The following is a 19015-nucleotide window of genomic DNA, read 5'->3' on the forward strand; positions in this document are numbered from 1 at the left end:
CGCCGATTGCCAAGCTTCATTCATCGACTTCAGCCTCGGCCGGCCGAGGCTGCTGCCAGTCTTCGGGTACCTGCCAGCCCCCACCCAGCGCCGTCATCAATTGCACGGATGCCAACAGGCGGCTCAGACGCAGCGAAACTGCGGCACGCTCGGCGCTTAACGCCGTCGCCTCCACCTGCACCACACTCAGATAATCGATCAGGCCCGCGTCATACTGATTCTGCGTCAGTTGCAAGGACTCACGCGCCGAGGCCAATGCACGGCCTTGGGTTTCTTGTTCCTGCTCGAGTACACGCAGCGCGACCAGGTAGTCTTCTACCTCTTGCAAGGCGGTTAGTACCGTAAGGCGGTAAGCCGCCACCTGCTCATCGTACGCGGCGCGTGCTTCGTCCAGTTGCCCCTGACGTGCCCCGCCGTCGAACACGGTTAGCGCAAGCGCGGGCCCCAACGACCAGAAATGAAACGGCGCACTCAACCACTGCGCCCATTGGCTTGCCCGATAGCCGCCTTGGACGCTAAGCGTCAGATCGGGAAACCATGCAGCTTGCGCCACGCCGATACGGGCATTAGCGGCAGCGGTACGGCGCTCGGCAGCAGCAATGTCGGGACGACGCTCCAGCAATTGCGAAGGCAAGCCCACCGGCACAGCGGGAAGTACCGTGCTTATTGCACCGACAGTGACATCCAGTTGCGAAGGCGGGCGACCCAGTAACACCGCCAGGGCATGTTCCAGTTGGGCACGCTGACGATCCAAGGCCAGCATTTGGGCGCGCGCATTTTCAAGCTGAGTGCGCGCAGTGGCCACATCCGCCTGCGCGGCCACCCCAGCCGCGTAGCGGTTCTGGGTCATTTCCAACGAACGCTCGTAGGCCTGCACCGTTTTTCCAAACAGTTCTTTCTCGGTATCAAAGGCCCGCAACTGAAAATAGGTTTGAGCCAATGTCGATTGCATGCTCAGGCGCGTAGCCGCCACGTCGGAAGCACCGGCCTGAGCACCCGCCTGGCCGGCCTCGACCGTGCGCCGCACGCGCCCCCATAAGTCGACCTCCCAACTGACGTTGCCGGACAAACTGTACTGACTACCGGTTGTGCCGCCCGAGGCGCCGGCGCCTCCCGAACCCGCACCCGAGCGCGTCGCCGAGACAGTAGAACCAATGGTGGGGAAAAAGCCGGCGCCGGCCGATCGGACCAAGGCCTGCGCCTGTCGGTAGCGAGCCTCGGCTTGTGCAATGCTAAGGTTGGCCCCCAGCATCTCGTCCATCAACCCGTTTAGTTCATTGTCTTCAAAGCTGCGCCACCAATCGGGGCGAGGAGCCTGGTCACCGGGCTGAGCGGGCTTCCAGCCCTGCGCCTCTTTGTAGTGGCTGCCCACCTGCACGACCGGCAAGCGGTAGTCGGGCCCGACGGCACAGCCTGCCAGAATCAAACTGAAGACCAGCACCCCTAGACGTTTGCTGGTTCGCCAACCTGAGAACCGCTGCTGAAAACTCAAATCAGTTTTGAACATTTCTCTCTCTTCATGCCTGGCGGCCCAAATGGATGCCGTCATGCGCTGCGACGAGGGCAGCTTCACTGGACGACTGACTTCGGCGGCCTGGCTTTACCCGGCCTGCGCACCCCAAACCGACCTGCGGTCCATAGGCGCAAACGGTCCAGATACAAATAGACTACCGGCGTCGTATACAAGGTAAGTACTTGGCTAAGAATCAGGCCGCCGGCAATCGTAATGCCCAGCGGCTGGCGAATTTCGACGCCCGCACCGGTGGCAAAAATAAGCGGCAAGGCCCCGAACAAAGCCGACATCGTGGTCATCATGATCGGCCGGAAGCGCACCAGGCAAGCCTCGTAGATGGCATCACGCGTGGAAAGGTGGCGCTGTCGCTCTGCTTGCAGCGCAAAGTCGACCATCATGATCGCGTTCTTCTTGACGATGCCGATCAGCAAGAACACCCCGATAAGCGCGATCAGGGAAAACTCGTGGCCAAGCAACAGCAGGGCCAGCAAGGCGCCAATGCCCGCCGAAGGAAGCGTGGACAAAATCGTGATGGGGTGCACATAACTTTCGTACAGCATGCCCAGCACAATATACATGGTGACCAGCGCGGCAAGTATCAGCCAGGGTTGCTGCTGCACGGCTTTCTGCAGGTCTTGCGCATCGCCCAGAAAGCCCGCCTGAATCTGGTCGCTGGGCAAGCCGATGCGGGCCACGGCCGCTTCTATGGCCGCTACCGCCTCGGGCAGCGTAACGCCGGGAGCAAGATTAAAAGAGATGTTCTCGGCCGCGAACAAGCCTTCGTGCCTGACACTGGTAGGCGCCGTGCCCGACTCGAAACGCGTAAACGCCGCCAGGGGTATGCGGTTGCCCTCAGCGGTAATGACCTGCACCTGTTTAAGCGATTCGACATCGCGCGAATAGCGCGGGTCGACGGCCATGACCACGTGGTACTGATTCAGCGGCCCATAAATGACCGATACCTGACGCTGGCTGAACGCGTTGTTCAACGTAGACGAGATCAGGGACATGTCAACGCCCAGGCGGGCTGCCGCATCTCGGTCAATCACCAATTCAACGCGCTGGCCTTTGTCTTCGACGTCGTCCTCCACATCGACAAGCTCGGGCAGCCCGGCCATGGCCTCGCGCACACGTGCCACCCAGGTCTTGAGCAAGGGCAGCTCGCTGGCCATCAACGAGTAATCGTACGAACCCGAACCGCGGCGCCCCGCCCCACGCAGGTCTTGCTCGGGAATAAGAGTTAGTCTGGCCCCCGGCTCATTGGCAAAGCGCCCACGCAAACGGTTGACAACATCCATGGCCGCCACGCCGCGCTCTTGCAGCGGTTTTAGCTGGATCATCATGAAGCTTGAGGTACTGCCGCCACGCCCGCCCATGAAAATAGTGACGGTATCGATGGCGGGGTCTTGCAGCAGGACGTCGCGAAACTTCTCGAGCTTGGGCTGGGCGGCCTGAAACGAGGTGCCCGGATCGACCCTGAAAAAACCCATTAGCTGACCGGTGTCTTGCTGTGGGAAAAAACTTTTTGGTACGACCGAATACAGGTACACGTTCAAGCCTATGGTGGCCAGCAACAGCAGCAACATAAGTCGGCTGTGCCGTAAGGCCCAATTCAGCGATATGCGGTAGCCCTGCAGCATGCGGTCGCCCGCCCCCTGCAGGCTGCGTCCCAGAAAGCCCGGCTCGCGCTTGCCCGCAGCCTTAGGCTTTAGCAGGCGTGAACACATCATGGGGGTCAGTATCAAAGACAACAACAACGAGACCAGAATCGCCGCGGTAAGCGTAATGGCGAACTCTTGAAACAGACGCCCAAGCAAGCCACCCATGAGCAAGATGGGAATAAACACGGCCACCAGCGACAGGCTCATGGCGGTCACCGTAAAGCCCACTTCGCGCACACCGCGTATGGCTGCGCGAAACGGCGACATACCTCGTTCGATATGGCGCGAGATATTCTCGAGCACAACAATGGCGTCATCAACGACAAAGCCTGTCGCCACAATAAGCGCCATCAGAGAAATGGTGTTCAAGCTGAAATCGAACCACCACATCAGGCCAAAGGTGGTAATGAGCGAAGCCGGCACAACGACGCTCGGTATAAGGGCCGCCCGCCAATTGCCCAAAAACAGCAACACCACCAGCACCACCAGAATCACCGCAATAAACAGGGTCAGCTCGGCCTCGTGCAGCGAGGCCCGTATGCTGGGTGTACGATCTTGCGCGATAGTCAGGTTTACATGTGCCGGCGCCATCGCCTGAAACACGGGCAGCTGCTCGCGTATGGCGTCGACCGTTTCAATAATGTTGGCGTCGGGCTGACGGCGAACAATCAGCAATACCGACCGCTTGTCGTTGAAGTAACCAACGTTGTATATCTGCTCGACTGAATCCTCGACGGTTGCCACGTCGCTCAGCCGTATGGGTGCATTGTTGCGCCACGCAATGATCAAGGGCGCATACTGAGCCGCCCGGGTCAGTTGCGTGGTGGACTGCAACCACCACTGATGCCGCTCGTTCTCGACAATACCGCTGGGTCGCAAGGTGTTGGCATTGGACAAGGCAGCGCGCACTTCGTCCAGCGAAACCCCTGCACTGACCAGCGCCTGCGGGTTCAGGTTTACCCGCACCGCAGGCAATGAACTACCACCCACCGTCACCTCGCCCACTCCCGACACCTGAGATAGCTTCTGCGCAATGACGGTAGAGGCCAGGTCGTACAGCTGACCCTGCGTTGCCACATCGGACGTCAACGCCAACACCATAATGGGGGCCGATGACGGATTCACTTTGTTGTAAGTGGGGCTGTTGCGCAGCCCCGAAGGCAGCATGGCGCGGGCCTCATTGATGGCGGCCTGAACGTCGCGGGCGGCACTGTTGATATCCCGGTCTATGTCGAACATCAGGGTGATGCGAGTCGACCCCTCGGAGTTGCGCGACGACATCTCTTGCAAGCCGGCAATTGAACCCAGGGCCTGTTCAAGCGGCATGGCCACGCTCGAGGCCATGGTCTCCGGGCTGGCACCCGCCATGCTGGCAGTGACCGAGATCATCGGGACATCGATTTCGGGCAATGGAGCCACCGGCAGCAGCCGGTAGGCCAATACGCCCGAGAGCACCAACGCGATGCACAGCAGCGTCGTAGCCACCGGCCGCACAATGAACAGTGTGAGCCATTTCATGGCTGCACCTGCGGGGCGACGCCTCGTCTGGTCCGCCCGGCGCGGCGTGAGAGCCGATCGAACATCAAATAGATGACCGGCGTGGTGAACAGGGTAAGCAACTGACTGCAAATCAGCCCGCCCACCATGACCAGGCCCAGCGGCTGCCGCAGCTCGGACCCCGCACCGGTGGAGAGCATCAGAGGTATGGCGCTGAACAGCGCTGCAAACGTGGTCATGAGTATGGGCCGAAACCGCAACAAGGCCGCTTCGTAAATGGCGTCACGCGGCGCCAGGCCTCGCCCCCGTTCGGCATCGAGGGCAAAGTCGATCATCATGATCGCGTTTTTCTTGACGATGCCGATCAGCAAAATAATGCCGATGATGCCGATCATGTCCAGTTCCTTGCCGGTAAGCAACAAGGCCAGCAAGGCTCCAATCGCAGCCGAAGGCAAGGTCGACAAGATTGTGACCGGGTGAATGTAGCTTTCGTACAGAATGCCCAGAACGATATACATCGCCACCACCGCCGCAAGCATCAGCCATAACGTGCTCGACAACGAGGCCTCAAAGGCACGCGCGGCGCCCTGGAACTGCATTTCGATGGTCGCCGGCATGCCCAGCGAACTTTGCGCCCGCACAATGGCGTCGACCGCATCCGACAAGGCTACGCCTTGCGCCAGGTTGAACGACAGCGTTGCGGCCGGAAACTGCCCGAGGCGCTCTATAGACAACAGCCCCGCTTGTTGCGATGCCCTGACCACGCTGGTCAAAGGGGTCATGCCGCCCGACCCGCTGCGAATATAGATATTATTCAATGCGCCGGGGTCGCGACGAAACTGCTCATCCACCTCAAGCACCACCCGGTATTGGGCCGACTGAGTAAATATGGTTGAAACCAGACGCTGGCCAAAGGCGTCGTACAAGGCTTCGTCAACGGCGGCGGTAGAAATGCCCAGGCGGGCCGCCGCGTCGCGGTCAATTTCCAGCACCGTTTGCAAGCCGCCCGACTGCTGGTCGTTGTTGACGTCTTCCAATTGAGGCAACTGCCGCATGGCTGCTTCCAGGCGCGGCGCCCATTCGATCAGTACCGCGCGATCAGGGTCGGACAATGACATCTGATACTGCGTTCGGCTGATGCGGTCTTCGATTTTCAGGTCTTGCACCGGTTGCATAAATACCTGTATGTCGGGTATTTGGGCCAGTTGCTCGTTCAACCTGCGTATGATCGCGTCGGCCTTGGCGTCGCGCTCGGCGAGAGGCGCCAGCGCAATTTGCATGCGCCCCGTATTGAGGGTGGGGTTGGTGCCGTCCACGCCGATAAATGACGTCACCGCCGCGACATCCGGGTCTTGCAAAATAACGGCTGCGGCTTCTTTCTGACGTTCGGCCATGGCACTGAAGGAAACAGAAGCCGGCGCCTGACTGATCGCCTGAATTTGCCCGGTGTCCTGCTGCGGAAAGAACCCCTTGGGTACCAGGGCATACAACAGGGCCGTGAGCAACAGTGTGCCCACCGCCACCCATAAGGTCAGCCGCTGATGGGCCAGCACCCAGATCAGCCCGCGGTCGTACGCAGCGACCAGACGATCCATGCCTTGGCCCAACCATTGCTGGAATCGGCTGTATGAGCGCTCGGATTCAGGCCGCAACATGCGGGCGCACATCATGGGGGTCAGGGTCAGCGAAATGCCCAGCGACAGCAATATGGCGACCGCCAGCGTAATGGCGAACTCGCTGAACAGCCGGCCGATCACATCGCTCATGAACAGCAAGGGTATCAATACGGCAATCAGCGACAGGGTCAGCGATACCAGCGTAAAGCCGATCTGGGCGGCCCCCTTCAGCGCTGCCTGCAAGGCGCTTTCGCCCTGCTCGATGTGCCGGGCGATGTTCTCGATCATGACAATGGCGTCGTCCACCACGAAGCCGGTCGCAATGGTCAGCGCCATGAGAGTCAGGTTGTTGATGCTGAACCCGGCCAAATACATGACGGCGAAGGTTCCGACCAACGACAGCGGAACGACCACGCTGGGTATGAAGGTGGCGTTCCAGCTGCGCAGGAAGGCAAAGGTCACCATGACCACCAGGGCGATTGCCAGCAGCATCTCGAACTGAACCTGGCTGACCGACTCACGGATGGTTTCGGTGCGGTCGGACGCCACCGTTACGTCAACCCCGACGGGCAAGGCCTGCCGCAATGAAGGCAGCAACTCTTTGACTCGGTCCACCACTTCGATCACGTTGGCGCCCGGCTGTCGTTGAATGTTCAGCAACACGGCCGGCTGGTTGTCGGCCCATGCGGCCTGGCGGGTGTTCTCTGCGCCCCGGGTCGCAACCGCCACGTCGCGCAAGCGCAGCGCCGCACCATCCTGATAAGCAAGAATCAGGCTTTCGTAGTCGGCAATGGAACGCAGCTGGTCGTTTGCATTGATGGTCGTGGAGCGTTGCGGACCGTCGAGGTTGCCTTTTGGCTGATTTACGTTGGCCGCCACAATGGCCGAGCGCAGGTCGGACAAGGCCAGGCCCCGGGCAGCAAGCGCCTGCGGGTTGGCCTGAATGCGCACCGCCGGACGCTGCCCCCCGGCAATACTGACCAGGCCCACCCCCGTTATTTGCGACAGCTTCTGCGCCACACGAATATCGATCAGGTCTCGCACCTCGTGCAGCGGCAAGGTAGGCGAGGTTACGGCCAATGTAATAACGGGCGTATCGGCCGGGTTTACCTTGTTGTACACGGGCGGGGCCGGCAGGTCGTTGGGCAACAGATTGGACGCCGCGTTAATGGCCGCCTGCACCTCTTGCTCGGCCACGTCCAGCGCCAGTTCAAGATCAAACTGCAAGGTAATGGAAGACACACCGCCCGAGCTGGTCGACGTCATCTGGATCAGCCCCGGCATTTGCCCAAACTGCCGCTCTAATGGCGATGTGACCAGCGCCGCCATGACCTCGGGGCCGGCGCCGGGATACTGGGTAGAGACTTGTATGGTGGGGTAGTCGACTTCGGGCAGGGCCGAAACCGGCAGCAGCCGATACGCCAAAAATCCTGCGATAAGCAGCGCCACCATGATCAAGGTGGTGGCGACAGGTCGCAGGATGAAAAGACGTGAGAAATTCATGGCGTAACCCGGTGCCCTTCAGCCCTAGTGCGCAGGCCGCAAGCCAGTGCCCCGGCCGCCTCCGGCCGAAGCCGGCGAAGCTGGTTCCGCAGTGGCGTCGCCGGTAATCACCTTTACCCGTGCGCCTTCGCGCAGCCGGTCCACGCCTTCGATGACCACCCGCGCACCGGCTTCCAGGCCGCTTTCAATCGCAACGCGATCGTCGTTCATGACGCCGGGCGTGACGCGCCTGATACTTACCGTATCGTCGTCATTCAGGACATACACGAACGCCCCTTGCGACCCCTGCTGTAGCGCCGCCGAGGGTGCCACAATGGCCGGCAGATCGGCACGCACCTTCAGGCGAACATTGACGAACTGATTGGGAAACAATATTTCGGGCTCGTTATCTACTCGGGCCTTGAGGCGGAGCGTACCGGTGGCGACATCAATTTGATTGTCCACGGATGCAAGCCGGCCCGACGCCAGTTTGCGCGCACCGGCGCCGTCATAGACTTCAACGTCCAGGGTGCGCCCCAGCCTTAATTGTTCAAGCACATCGGGGACCTGCGCCTGGGGCAGAGTGAAGGCCACCGAGATGGGCTGGGTTTGAGTCAGCACCACCAGGCCTTCGGTGCTTGAAGAAGCGATAAGATTGCCCTGATCAACCTGGCGCAGGCCCAGACGGCCGTCGATCGGTGCCACCACCTGGGTAAAGCTCAATTGCAGCCTGGCATTGTCTACTGCCGCCTGATCGCTTTTCTGTGAACCCAGAAACTGCTGTACCAGCGCCGCCTGGGCGTCGACCTGCTGCTTGGCGATGGAGTTTTGTTTATACAGCAGTTGATATCGCTGCAGGTCGCGCTGGGCGTTTTCCAGCTGAGCCTGGTTTTGTCGCTGCTGGCCCAAAGCCTGATCCAGCTGCACCTGAAAAGGCCGAGGGTCGATGCGCGCCAGCACGTCGCCCTGCTTGACTTTCTGGCCTTCTTTGAAGAGCACTTCCTGCAGCAGGCCGTCGACCCGGCTGCGCACGATAACGGTGTTGTAGGCCGTAACGGTGCCAATGGCACGGTAAACGATGTCGATCTGGTCGTCCTGGACCTGGCCTACACGCACCGGTACTGCTCCGGCTGCCATAAAGGGGTTGCCTGGTCGACCCGCATCGGGAACAGCCTGTTTTTGCCCCCCCCAATACCAATACCCAAGCGCAGCCACCACCACAACGCCCACCAGCCAGCCATAGCGGGCAACACGGCGCCTGTTCATCCCGGAATACGGATCCGACATGCAATGCTCTCCATTGGGAAAAACTCAGCCGCTATTCTCGCCGATTCCGTCAGGGGCGCGAACAAAAACAAGACGATTGAAATCTACCGCAACACCTTTGCGGCGCGTGCGCGGCGCCGCCCAGCCACCACCCATATCTGCCCGCAGGACGGGTTAGAGGTTACAGCGCGCCAAGCGGAAAGGGATGTCGGTGGTAACCGGCTGCGGCTTGAGCTCGTTGTCCTGGTTGGAGAACCTGATCCAGATCACGTACTTGTTGGCGCTCATTTCGGGAAAAACGCCCAGCTTGGGATCGACCCAGGTGCGCAGCAACTGATAGGTCTTGCCGGTCAGCATTTCTTGATACGCCCCCTGGTGGGCTTCGAGCGATTCGACATCGCTTGAGTCGCGCAGCATGCGCAAAATAAGCGCCAGGCCGTTATACAACGGCAAGAAAGGACTGATCCAGGTTTTGAGATCATTGACGCGGGTGTCGTGAGTTTTGATCTGCCACGCGTAATACGAAGGAATGTCGGCGGGGGAAGACCCCCCGGGTACGGACAAGCGCCCGCGCAAGCTGGCCAGCCACTCGTTGTCGCGCAGTACTTGACCGATGCGCCCTTGCGCCCCGAGCGATGCGGTGCAATCCTGGATTTCGCTGAGCATGGCGTCGAGCGCGGCGGTATCAACGCCCGGATGCTGGCGTAAAGCGCCCAACGACAGACGCTGGCGCTCAAGATCTTGAAGCACGGAGCCGCGTAGATCAGTGCGCTCGGAAACATCAAGCAGATCGAACAGGGTTTCGAGGGCTATTTGGTGATGATGGACGTCGGGGCCGTTGGCAAAGAAAAAAAGCCTGCCAAACAAATGCTCGACCCTTAGCAGGGTCCTAACGCGTTCGTTGCAAGGATATTCATAAAGAATCACGCGACCAGAAACCTATGTTGGTTAGTACACTACGCCTATCCCGGAGAGTGGAGCCGAGCGGCCGACTTGCACCAGCTTTCGTGCAGCACACGTGAACGGGCCTCGAGCTGATCAAGGGTGGTGGCACCGTCGTTTAGGACAATGTCGTCGGCTGCTGCCAGACGGGTCTCGCGGCTGACCTGAACCGACATGATACGCTCAATAGCCTGTTGCGTCAGCCCACTACGCGCCTTCACGCGAGCGATCTGAGTTGCCGGATCGCAGTCGACCACGCAGATCCGGTCTACCTTGTCGCGCCAGCGGCCCGACTCGACCAGCAACGGCACAACGAACACAAGGTAACACCCTTGAGCCTGCTGTGCCTGTTCGTGTGTAACCTGGCCTATCATTGGGTGAAGAATCGATTCGAGACGAGTGCGCGCTTCGGGTTGTTTGAATACAAGCTCGCGCATGGCGCCACGATCAAGCGAGCCGTCGGCGGCGATCATGGCGCTGCCAAATTCACTACGAATGGCTTCAATGGCCCGCCCTCCGGGCGCGGTCAGCTCGTGGGCGATGACATCGGTGTCAATCACCGCCGCCCCCCAAGCCTGAAAAAAATCGGCGACGCGTGATTTTCCGGAACCGATACCACCAGTGAGACCGACTTTGAACATAAGACCAGACCTTGTGTGCCAAAACCAGCAATGTACCTCGCCAATCGCCTGCAAGGCGACCCCGGCGTTCTAAAAACCAGGTGCGCGGCGGCGATCTACCCTGTTAAGATACCCGAAATACCCACACCCGAAACCGGGCCCTTGACCTCTCACCCTCAACAAGAAGCCGCCATGCCAGCCGTATCGCCTACCCGCGTTTCGTTCCCCTTGCGTACCCGTTTGTTCATTGCCAGCATCGCGTTACTAACGCTTGCGGGCTGCGCGGCACAGCAGCCCACCCAGCAGCGTATGCAGGAATCAACCTTGACAGATGCCCAGGCGCAGGCGCAAGGCCGCGCCACCAGCCGTGCTCCGACGCAACTGCAACTGGGGTTTGGCGAGAACGCCCCCCGACAGGCTCAGGCCGCGCCCACAGAGGCCGAGCAGGCCGACAAAGCCGCCATCAACACACAGGCCCTGCCCATACGCGAAGCCAGAACATTTCTGGGAACGCTGCCGTGCCTGTTGGGCGGCTCGTGCGAAGCGGCTCGTACCACGCTTACCCTGGCGCCCAACGGCCAGTGGCGAGCACGCTCTGAACCATTAACCGCCGCCGGTGCCACCACGGGCTCGGCCCAGCAAGGCTGTTGGGAGGTTACCGGCATAGAGCCGTGGCGCATTCGCTTGCGCACCGCAGAAAGCGAATCTTCTATGGCCAGTTTTACCTTTGTTAACGACAATATGCTGCGCGTTAACTCGGTTAACGACCACCAGCCCATGCTCGAATATCACCTTACCCGTCAGGCTGACGTTGACGGCATCGACGAGCTCAACGCCGCCAAAGTACCGGTTTGCAAGTAAGCTGACCGCTGTCTGGCTACGTTCATGAATACACGCACGGGCTGGCCCAGCCTTACTGGGCCAGCCCGTGCGGCCCCTGCCATTAGCCCGAAAACTGGTGCGAGAACATGACCCGGCGCGCCAGTTCAACTGCATTGCGGACCCGCAGCTTCTGAAAGCACCGCGCACGATGCGCCTCGATGGTGCGCTGTGAAACACCAAGCTCGGCCGCAATGATCTTGTTGGGCGTACCCAGGGCAACATAACGCATGACATCGCGTTCGCGAGGGGTCAGGGTTGAAATCAATGTGTCGATGGGTGGTTCAATAGCCATGACTTCCTCTTCGTGAATAGAAGTGAAGGGATTTTGTCATGAATGGTAATGTTTTGTCGCCTGTCAGTTCTGACAGAAAAAAGCGCTTAACAGCGGTTAAATGATGCTATTTTTGCGCTGTTTCACCCAGGCTGAGCATTTCCAGGTTGTCGATCAGACGCGTTGAACCCAGCTTGGCCGCCGCCAGCGCTACCAGCGGCTCGCCACTGCGTATTTCATCGAGGCTGGGCACGCCCAAGTCGCGCTGCCGACGCAAGGCCATGTAATCCACCTGCCAGCCGCGGCGGCTCAACTGGGCGGCGGCTTCGCCTTCGATCTCGACTCGATCAGAGGCCCCGGAATCAAGGCGGGCCTGAATTTGCTGCAGCGTGGCATACAGACGGGGAGCTTCCTGGCGTTCGGCCGGCGTTAAATAGGCGTTGCGCGATGACAGCGCCAAGCCATGTTCGTCGCGAACGGTTTCATGAGCCAGAATATTCACAGGCAGTTGAAACTGGCGGCACATGCTGCGAACCACCATCAATTGCTGATAGTCCTTCTTGCCAAATACAGCAACCCGCGGCTGCACACAAGAAAACAACTTAAGCACCACAGTACCCACGCCGGTAAAGAACCCAGGCCTGAACTCACCCTCGAGAATACCGCCCAGATCACTGGGGGGCTGGATCTGAAAGCTTTGAGGCTCGGGGTACATCTCGCGTTCGTGCGGGGCGAACAACACGTAGACGTCGCGCTCGCGTTCGAGTTTCTCAATGTCCGACGCCAGCGTGCGCGGATACTGATCGAAATCCTCATTGGGCCCGAACTGCAGGCGATTGACGAAGATGCTGGCGACCACCGGGTTGCCATGCTGTCGCGCCAGCTTCATCAGTGCAAGATGACCCGCATGCAAATTGCCCATGGTCGGCACAAACGAAACATGCAACTGGCCGCGCAACTGATCACGCAACTCTTCAATGGTGTGTACGACTTTCAAGAAAACTCTCCGTGCAGGGGCGATTGGCCGCCCTCAGGCTGACGCCGCAGTGTATGACAAACGCACATAAATGGGTGCGTAAGGTTCGGCCTGCGTGATTTCAAGCAGCGACTCGCGCGCCAGCTCGAGCATGGCCAGGAAATGGACGACCACCACGGCCACGGTATCGCCCTGCTGAATCCGCTCGCTGAACAGCTCGGAAAACTCCATGAAGCGCACATTGGCCAGGCGACGCAGGATCTGGCTCATGTGATCGCGGACCGACAGTTGCTCGCGCGTGATGCGATGATGGGCATTCAGTTTGGCCCGTCGCATAATGTCGGCCCAGGCCTGCCGCAGATCGTTCGCATCCACCTCGGGCAGCATCCGCTCGACGTGAAGATCCATGAAAGCGTGGCTGCGCTGAAAATCGCGGCCCAACTGGGGCAGTTCGTTCAGCTTTTGTGCGGCCAGCTTCATTTGTTCGTACTCAAGCAGGCGGCGCACCAGTTCGGCCCGAGGGTCGTCAGGTTCTTCGCCAGTATCGGTGTGTTTGACCGGAAGCAGCATGCGCGACTTGATTTCGATAAGCAGCGCGGCCATCAGCAGGTATTCACCGGCCAATTCCAGGTTCTGATTGCGGATCTGCTCTACATAAGACAGATACTGCTTCGTGACCTCGGCCATGGGAATATCGAGCACGTTGAAGTTCTGCTTTCGGATCAGATACAGCAGCAGGTCAAGCGGCCCCTGGAAGGTTTCCAGAAACACCTCGAGGGCGTCGGGGGGAATGTAGAGATCTTGCGGCAACGCGAACAAAGGCTCGCCATATAGCCGCGCAAGCGCCACGCTGTCGACGACGTCAGGGGTACTGTCTACCTTGGGGTCGACCAGCGCGCTGAGGTCATCGGCCGGAACGGCGGATGCTGTCATTGGAGCGGGTTAGTCCGTTTGATAGACGTAGGGTTGCTGATTGACCCGCCCCGCACGGAAATACTCGAGTTGCTCGGGGTCGAGGTTTTTATCCCAGAGGCGAGCGCGGCCTTCGCGCTGGCGCTGCTCGGTATCGGCGTGTTCGCGCTTGTACTGGTTCAGGAACTGCGTAATTTCGGATTCGTAATGGCCAGCCATGTGTCTTGTTTCAATAAGATTAACCGTCAACCAAGAGTTTAACGCAGACGCGGCCATTTCGAGCCTGCCCTGGCAGGCGTACGGCTTTCTTGCAGACCTGCTGTGTTTGCGCGAACCCCGGGTCTATGGCGTTTAGTCGGTCATGAGCATGACCAGCTTGCAGTCGGGCCGAATGGCCGAGCGAAACGTGATCTGGCGATAATGAACCACCCCCAACTGCCGATGACGAAAACCGCGCAAGCCGCCCTCGCGCTCGACCACGGCCTGTCGACGCCACCAGTGTGCAAACACCGGGCTTTCTTCCAGCAAGCTGTCGATCAGCGTGCGCACGTCGGGTTCGTCGGCGTAGGCCGCCACATCAGCCCGCAGCTCGGCCACTACCCGGCGCGCACGCGACTCCCAGTCCACCACCAAGTGCTGGGCTGCGGGGTCCAAAAAGATATAACGCAACAGATTGGGGTGCTCTACCCTATCTGGCCAGCCGTCGAATAGTTCAAGCAGGGGCTCGTTACGCGCCAGGACGTTCCAGCATCGGTCCAGCACATAGGCCGGTACAACGATGCTGTGCACGCACTGCTCCAGCCCTTCGGGCAAGGGGTCGGACGTCTCGCCCCCGTGCTCAGGGTCGGCGCACTCGGCCAGCTCAAACAAATAGTGCCGCTCGGCGCGCGTCAGATGCAGGGCGCTGGCCAAGCGGGCCCACACCGCCGGCGAGACGGAAACGTCGCGCCCCTGCTCTATCCAGGTGTACCAGGTAACGCTGATGCCACCCAACTGGGCCACTTCTTCGCGTCGCAGGCCCGGTGTGCGCCTGCGCGAACCAGGCGGCAGACCGACGCTTTCGGGGCTAACCCGGGCACGCACACTGCGCAGAAAATCGCCCAAGGCGGCGCGCCGGACGGATCTTGCCTGGCCGTCGGTCTGGCCGGGCGCATCAGAAGCGGAACCGGTCACCGACATGCCCGCCTACGAGCGCAGCACGCTGGCAAGCGTGCGTCGCACGTCTTCTTCTTCGCGCCCGCTGCGATTGATATAGTCTTGCAACTGGTCGTCGCCGATATGGCCCACATTGAAATACTGCGACTGCGGGTGGCTTAAATAAAAGCCCGACACGCTTGAAGCCGGATACATGGCGTAGCTGTCGGTCAGCTGCATGCCGATCTCTTCTGGCCGTAGGTGCAAGAACATGTCTTTCTTTACCACGTGCTCGGGGCAGGCCGGATAACCCGGCGCAGGGCGGATGCCCTGGTACTTTTCGGCGACCAGGGCTGCGTTGTCCAGGTCTCCGTCGACCACGTAGCCCCATAGATCGCGCCGTACCCGCGCGTGCAGGCATTCGGCAAAACCCTCGGCGAAGCGGTCGGCCAGCGCTTTGAGCATGATGCTCGAGTAATCGTCGTCGGCATCCAGAAACGCCTTGTCATGCGGCTCGATACCCAGCCCGCCCGTGACGGCAAACATGCCTATGTAGTCGGCCACACCGCTTTCTTTGGGTGCTATATAGTCGGCCAGACTCTTGTAGTCGACACCCTCGCGCTTGAGCGTTTGCTGGCGTATGTTGCGCCAGGTAAACAGCACTTCTGTACGAGACTCGTCGCGATAGACCTCGATATCTTCGCCGTTGACGGTATTGGCTGGATAGAACCCCACCACACCGCTGGCCTTCAACCAGCGGCCGTCGATAATTTTGCGCAGCATGGCCTGGCCTTCTTCGAATAGCTTGACAGCCTGTTCGCCCACCACCTTGTCCTGCAAAATGGCGGGATACTGGCCAAACAGGCTCCAGGTCTGGAAAAAAGGCGTCCAGTCGATATAGCGCGCAACTTCGGCCAGGTCGTAGTTTTCGAACGTGCGCCGTCCGATAAACTTGGGTCGGGGCGGCACATAGCTTGACCAGTCTATAACCGGCTTGCCGGCGCGCGCCTCTTCCAGGGTCACCAGCGGCGTCTCTTTACGGTTGGCGTGGCGCTTGCGAACCAGCTCGTACTCTTCGGCCACTTCGGCCAGATAAGCATCGCACTGATCCGACATGAGATTGGTGGCCACCCCCACCGAGCGGCTGGCATCGGGCACGTAAATAACCGGGCCTTCGTAGTTAGGGGCGATTTTTACTGCAGTATGTACCCGGCTGGTAGTGGCTCCACCCACCAGCAACGGCAACTTGCGGCTTAGAAAATAGTCGTCGCGCTGCATTTCTGAGGCGACGTAGGCCATTTCCTCGAGGCTGGGGGTGATCAGGCCGGACAGGCCGACGATATCGGCGTTTTCTTCTTTGGCCTTGGCCAGGATGTCGGCGCAGGGCACCATGACGCCCATGTTCACGACCTCGAAGTTGTTGCACTGAAGCACGACCGTGACAATGTTTTTGCCGATGTCGTGAACGTCGCCCTTGACCGTGGCGATGACGATCTTGCCCTTGGAACGCACGTCGCCGCCCGCGGCCGCAATCTGACGTTTTTCTTCTTCGATGAAAGGCACCAGATGCGAGACGGCTTGCTTCATGACCCGAGCCGACTTGACCACCTGAGGCAAGAACATTTTACCGGCGCCGAACAGGTCGCCCACCACGTTCATGCCGTCCATGAGCGGGCCTTCGATGACCCCGATAGGCCGCCCGCCCTGGTCGGCGATTTTCTGGCGCACCTCTTCGGTGTCTTCGACAATGAAGGTGGTAATGCCGTTGACCAGGGCATGGGTAAGGCGTTGCTCAACGGGTTGCTCGCGCCAGGCCAGATCTTCTTCCTTGCGCAGACCCGACCCTTTGACCGTTTCGGCGAACTCGACCAAGCGCTCGGTGCTGCTGCGTTCGTCGTTGGGGTCGGTGCGCCCGACCGGCTCGGCGCGATCCAGCACGACGTCTTCGACCAGATCGCGCAGGGTCTTGTCGATGTCCTGGTACACACCCAACTGGCCCGCATTGACGATACCCATCGTCAGACCTTGCTGAATGGCGTAATACAGGAAAACGGTATGAATGGCTTCGCGAACCGGCTCATTGCCCCGGAATGAGAAACTTACGTTCGAAATGCCCCCCGAAATGCGTGCGTGCGGCAGGTTCTGCGTGATCCAGCCCACCGCATCGATGAAATCCATCGCGTAGTGGTTGTGTTCGTCGATACCGGTGGCAATGGCAAACACGTTGGGGTCAAAAATAATGTCTTCAGGCGGGAAGCCCACCTCTTCGACCAGCAGACGGTAGGCTTCCCCGCAAATATCTTTGCGTCGTTGCAGTGTGTCGGCCTGGCCCTTTTCGTCAAACGCCATGACCACCACCGCCGCGCCATACTTGCGGCACAGTCGGGCGTGGTGCAGGAACTCTTCGACGCCTTCCTTCATGGAGATTGAGTTGACAATGGGCTTGCCCTGAATGCAGCGAAGGCCGGCTTCTATGACCTCCCACTTCGAGCTGTCGACCATGATCGGCACGCGAGCGATGTCGGGCTCGGACGCCACCAGGTTAACGAAGCGATGCATGCAGGCCACTGAATCCAGCATGGCCTCGTCCATATTGATGTCGATGATCTGAGCACCGCTTTCAACCTGCTGACGCGCCACCACCAGCGCTTCTTCGTATTTTTCTTCGCGAATCAGTCGCAGGAACATCTTGCTGCCTGTGGCGTTGGTGCGCTCGCCCACGTTGATGAACAACGATTCAGCATCGAAATTAAGCGCCTCAAGGCCCGAAAGGCGGGTACGCACCGGCACGGTGGGAACCTTGCGCACAGGCAGGTGCGCGGTTCGTTCGGCAATGGCCCGAATGTGCTCGGGGGTGGTGCCGCAACAGCCGCCCACCATATTGACCAGGCCCGCCTGGGCGAACTCTTCGAGCAAGGAAGAGGTGTCTTCAGGCGTTTCGTCAAAGCCGGTTTCGGCCATGGGGTTGGGCAGGCCGGCGTTGGGGTAGACGCACAGATAGGTGTCGCAGATCTTGGACAGCTCGGCCACGTAAGGCCGCATCAGAGCGGCGCCCAGCGCACAGTTCAGGCCGATGGTAACCGGGCGTGCATGGCGCACCGAGTTCCAGAACGCCTCAACGGTCTGGCCCGACAAAATGCGCCCCGAGGCGTCGGTAACGGTGCCCGAAACCATGACAGGCAGGCGCACGCCTCTTTCTTCAAAAACACTTTCGACCGCGAAAATGGCCGCCTTGGCGTTAAGCGTATCGAAAACGGTTTCGATCAGGACAATGTCGATGCCCCCGTCGAGCAGACCGTTGAGTTGCTCGGAATACGCAATACGCAGCTCTTCGAACGTGACATTGCGCGCCGCAGGGTCATTGACGTCAGGCGAAATCGAGGCCGTTTTAGGCTGTGGCCCAAGCGCCCCGGCCACAAACCTGGGGCGGTCGGGCGTGCTGAACTCGTCGCAGGCCTGACGGGCCAGACGGGCCGACTCCACGTTGAGTTCATAGGCAATTTCGGGAAGCCCGTAGTCGCCCTGAGCAATGGAGGTGGCCCCGAAAGTGTTGGTTTCAATCACGTCGGCCCCCGCCTCGAGATACTCGCGATGTATCTGCAGGATCAGATCGGGCCGAACCAGCGACAGCAGCTCGTTGTCACCTTTTACGTCCTTGAAATGCTCGGCAAAGCGTTCACCACGAAAATCCAGCTCGGTCAGCTTGTGCTGCTGGATCATGGTGCCCATGGCACCGTCCAGTATCAGCATTCTGGAAGCCAACAGGCGCACGAAGTCGGCGCCACGAGTGTATGAGGACAAGGGGTACGGCAAAGAAGGATGGGACACGCGCTTACCTGAAGAACTATGCAGACGCCGGCATTTCCGGCATCGGGGATTCGACCAAGACAACACTACATTGTAGCGGCATTACCACAGCACGCACCCAATGACAACGCCGCCAATGGGGCTATACCCGGGTTGCCGGCAGGGGCATTTGAACCCCGCCGCATGCTAAATTCTCGGCTGAAGGTGCTTTCGGTGTGGTCGCCGTTTTTCGGCCGCCACACTGCGAAAGTTCAATGGGAAACAGCCCGCCGGCCACATCGATCGATGTTCGCCCCCGCGCAAACTGTGCTGCCCCCGCAACGGTACGGTGTGTTTGCACCAGCCCGATACCAGCCTTCATCGAGCCCACCGCTGTCACCATCGCCGCGCCTTGCCGGCCTTGGCGGCTACGTGGTTTTTTCTTCTTGGCGTGCGG

General features: G+C 60.0%; 13 protein-coding genes. 1 reads left to right on the forward strand and 12 read right to left on the reverse strand.

The genetic code is table 11. The annotated features are described in order from the left end of the window. Positions 1-16: 16 nt before the first annotated feature. The 6 genes from VL003_RS10810 to coaE form a co-directional block, all read right to left on the reverse strand. Positions 17-1507: an efflux transporter outer membrane subunit gene (locus VL003_RS10810; protein ID WP_325442332.1), complete on the reverse strand. Its 1491-nt coding sequence runs from the start codon at positions 1505-1507 to the stop codon at positions 17-19. Between the two features lie 62 nt (positions 1508-1569). Continuing rightward, positions 1570-4692 carry an efflux RND transporter permease subunit gene (locus VL003_RS10815; protein WP_325442334.1) on the reverse strand — a complete coding sequence of 1041 codons (3123 nt, stop codon included), beginning with the start codon at positions 4690-4692 and terminating at the stop codon, positions 1570-1572. Further along, entirely contained in the window at positions 4689-7790 is a 3102-nt protein-coding gene (locus VL003_RS10820; RefSeq protein WP_325442336.1) for an MdtB/MuxB family multidrug efflux RND transporter permease subunit, read from the reverse strand. The genes VL003_RS10815 and VL003_RS10820 overlap by 4 nt, the downstream gene beginning before the upstream one ends. 24 nt (positions 7791-7814) lie before the next feature. Beyond that, positions 7815-9035: an MdtA/MuxA family multidrug efflux RND transporter periplasmic adaptor subunit gene (locus VL003_RS10825; RefSeq protein WP_325442338.1), complete on the reverse strand. Its 1221-nt coding sequence runs from the start codon at positions 9033-9035 to the stop codon at positions 7815-7817. A 174-nt stretch (positions 9036-9209) separates the two neighbouring features. Continuing rightward, a complete protein-coding gene (gene zapD / locus VL003_RS10830) occupies positions 9210-9962 on the reverse strand; it encodes a cell division protein ZapD (protein WP_325442340.1) in 753 nt (250 codons plus the stop codon). A gap of 35 nt (positions 9963-9997) precedes the next feature. Then, entirely contained in the window at positions 9998-10618 is a 621-nt protein-coding gene (gene coaE, locus VL003_RS10835) for a dephospho-CoA kinase (RefSeq protein WP_325442342.1), read from the reverse strand. 171 nt (positions 10619-10789) lie between these two features. Here coaE and VL003_RS10840 point away from each other — a divergent pair, with 171 nt between their 5' ends. Further along, complete coding sequence (locus VL003_RS10840) at positions 10790-11458, forward strand: hypothetical protein (protein WP_325442344.1); 669 nt, start codon at positions 10790-10792, stop codon at positions 11456-11458. 82 nt (positions 11459-11540) lie between these two features. Here VL003_RS10840 and VL003_RS10845 read toward each other — a convergent pair whose 3' ends face one another. From VL003_RS10845 to metH, 6 genes are all read right to left on the reverse strand, one after another. Continuing rightward, positions 11541-11771, reverse strand: a complete 231-nt coding sequence (locus tag VL003_RS10845) for a response regulator transcription factor (protein ID WP_325442346.1) — start codon at positions 11769-11771, stop codon at positions 11541-11543. A gap of 106 nt (positions 11772-11877) precedes the next feature. Continuing rightward, entirely contained in the window at positions 11878-12747 is an 870-nt protein-coding gene (gene panC, locus VL003_RS10850) for a pantoate--beta-alanine ligase (RefSeq protein ID WP_325442348.1), read from the reverse strand. Positions 12748-12780: 33 nt separating this feature from the next. Further along, a complete protein-coding gene (locus VL003_RS10855; RefSeq protein WP_325442350.1) occupies positions 12781-13659 on the reverse strand; it encodes a segregation and condensation protein A in 879 nt (292 codons plus the stop codon). 9 nt (positions 13660-13668) lie between these two features. Then, the gene (locus VL003_RS10860) at positions 13669-13857 is read right to left on the reverse strand and encodes a DUF3460 family protein (RefSeq protein WP_325442352.1); all 189 of its coding nucleotides are present in this window, start codon (positions 13855-13857) and stop codon (positions 13669-13671) included. 132 nt (positions 13858-13989) lie between these two features. After that, a complete protein-coding gene (locus VL003_RS10865) occupies positions 13990-14817 on the reverse strand; it encodes a helix-turn-helix transcriptional regulator (protein WP_325442354.1) in 828 nt (275 codons plus the stop codon). Positions 14818-14823: 6 nt separating this feature from the next. Further along, positions 14824-18600 (reverse strand): methionine synthase, encoded by a 3777-nt coding sequence (gene metH / locus VL003_RS10870; protein ID WP_325442356.1) that lies wholly within the window; start codon positions 18598-18600, stop codon positions 14824-14826. Positions 18601-19015: the final 415 nt, after the last annotated feature.

This window comes from Pusillimonas sp. (genome assembly GCF_035515275.1).
Lineage (GTDB): Bacteria > Pseudomonadota > Gammaproteobacteria > Burkholderiales > Burkholderiaceae_B > Pusillimonas.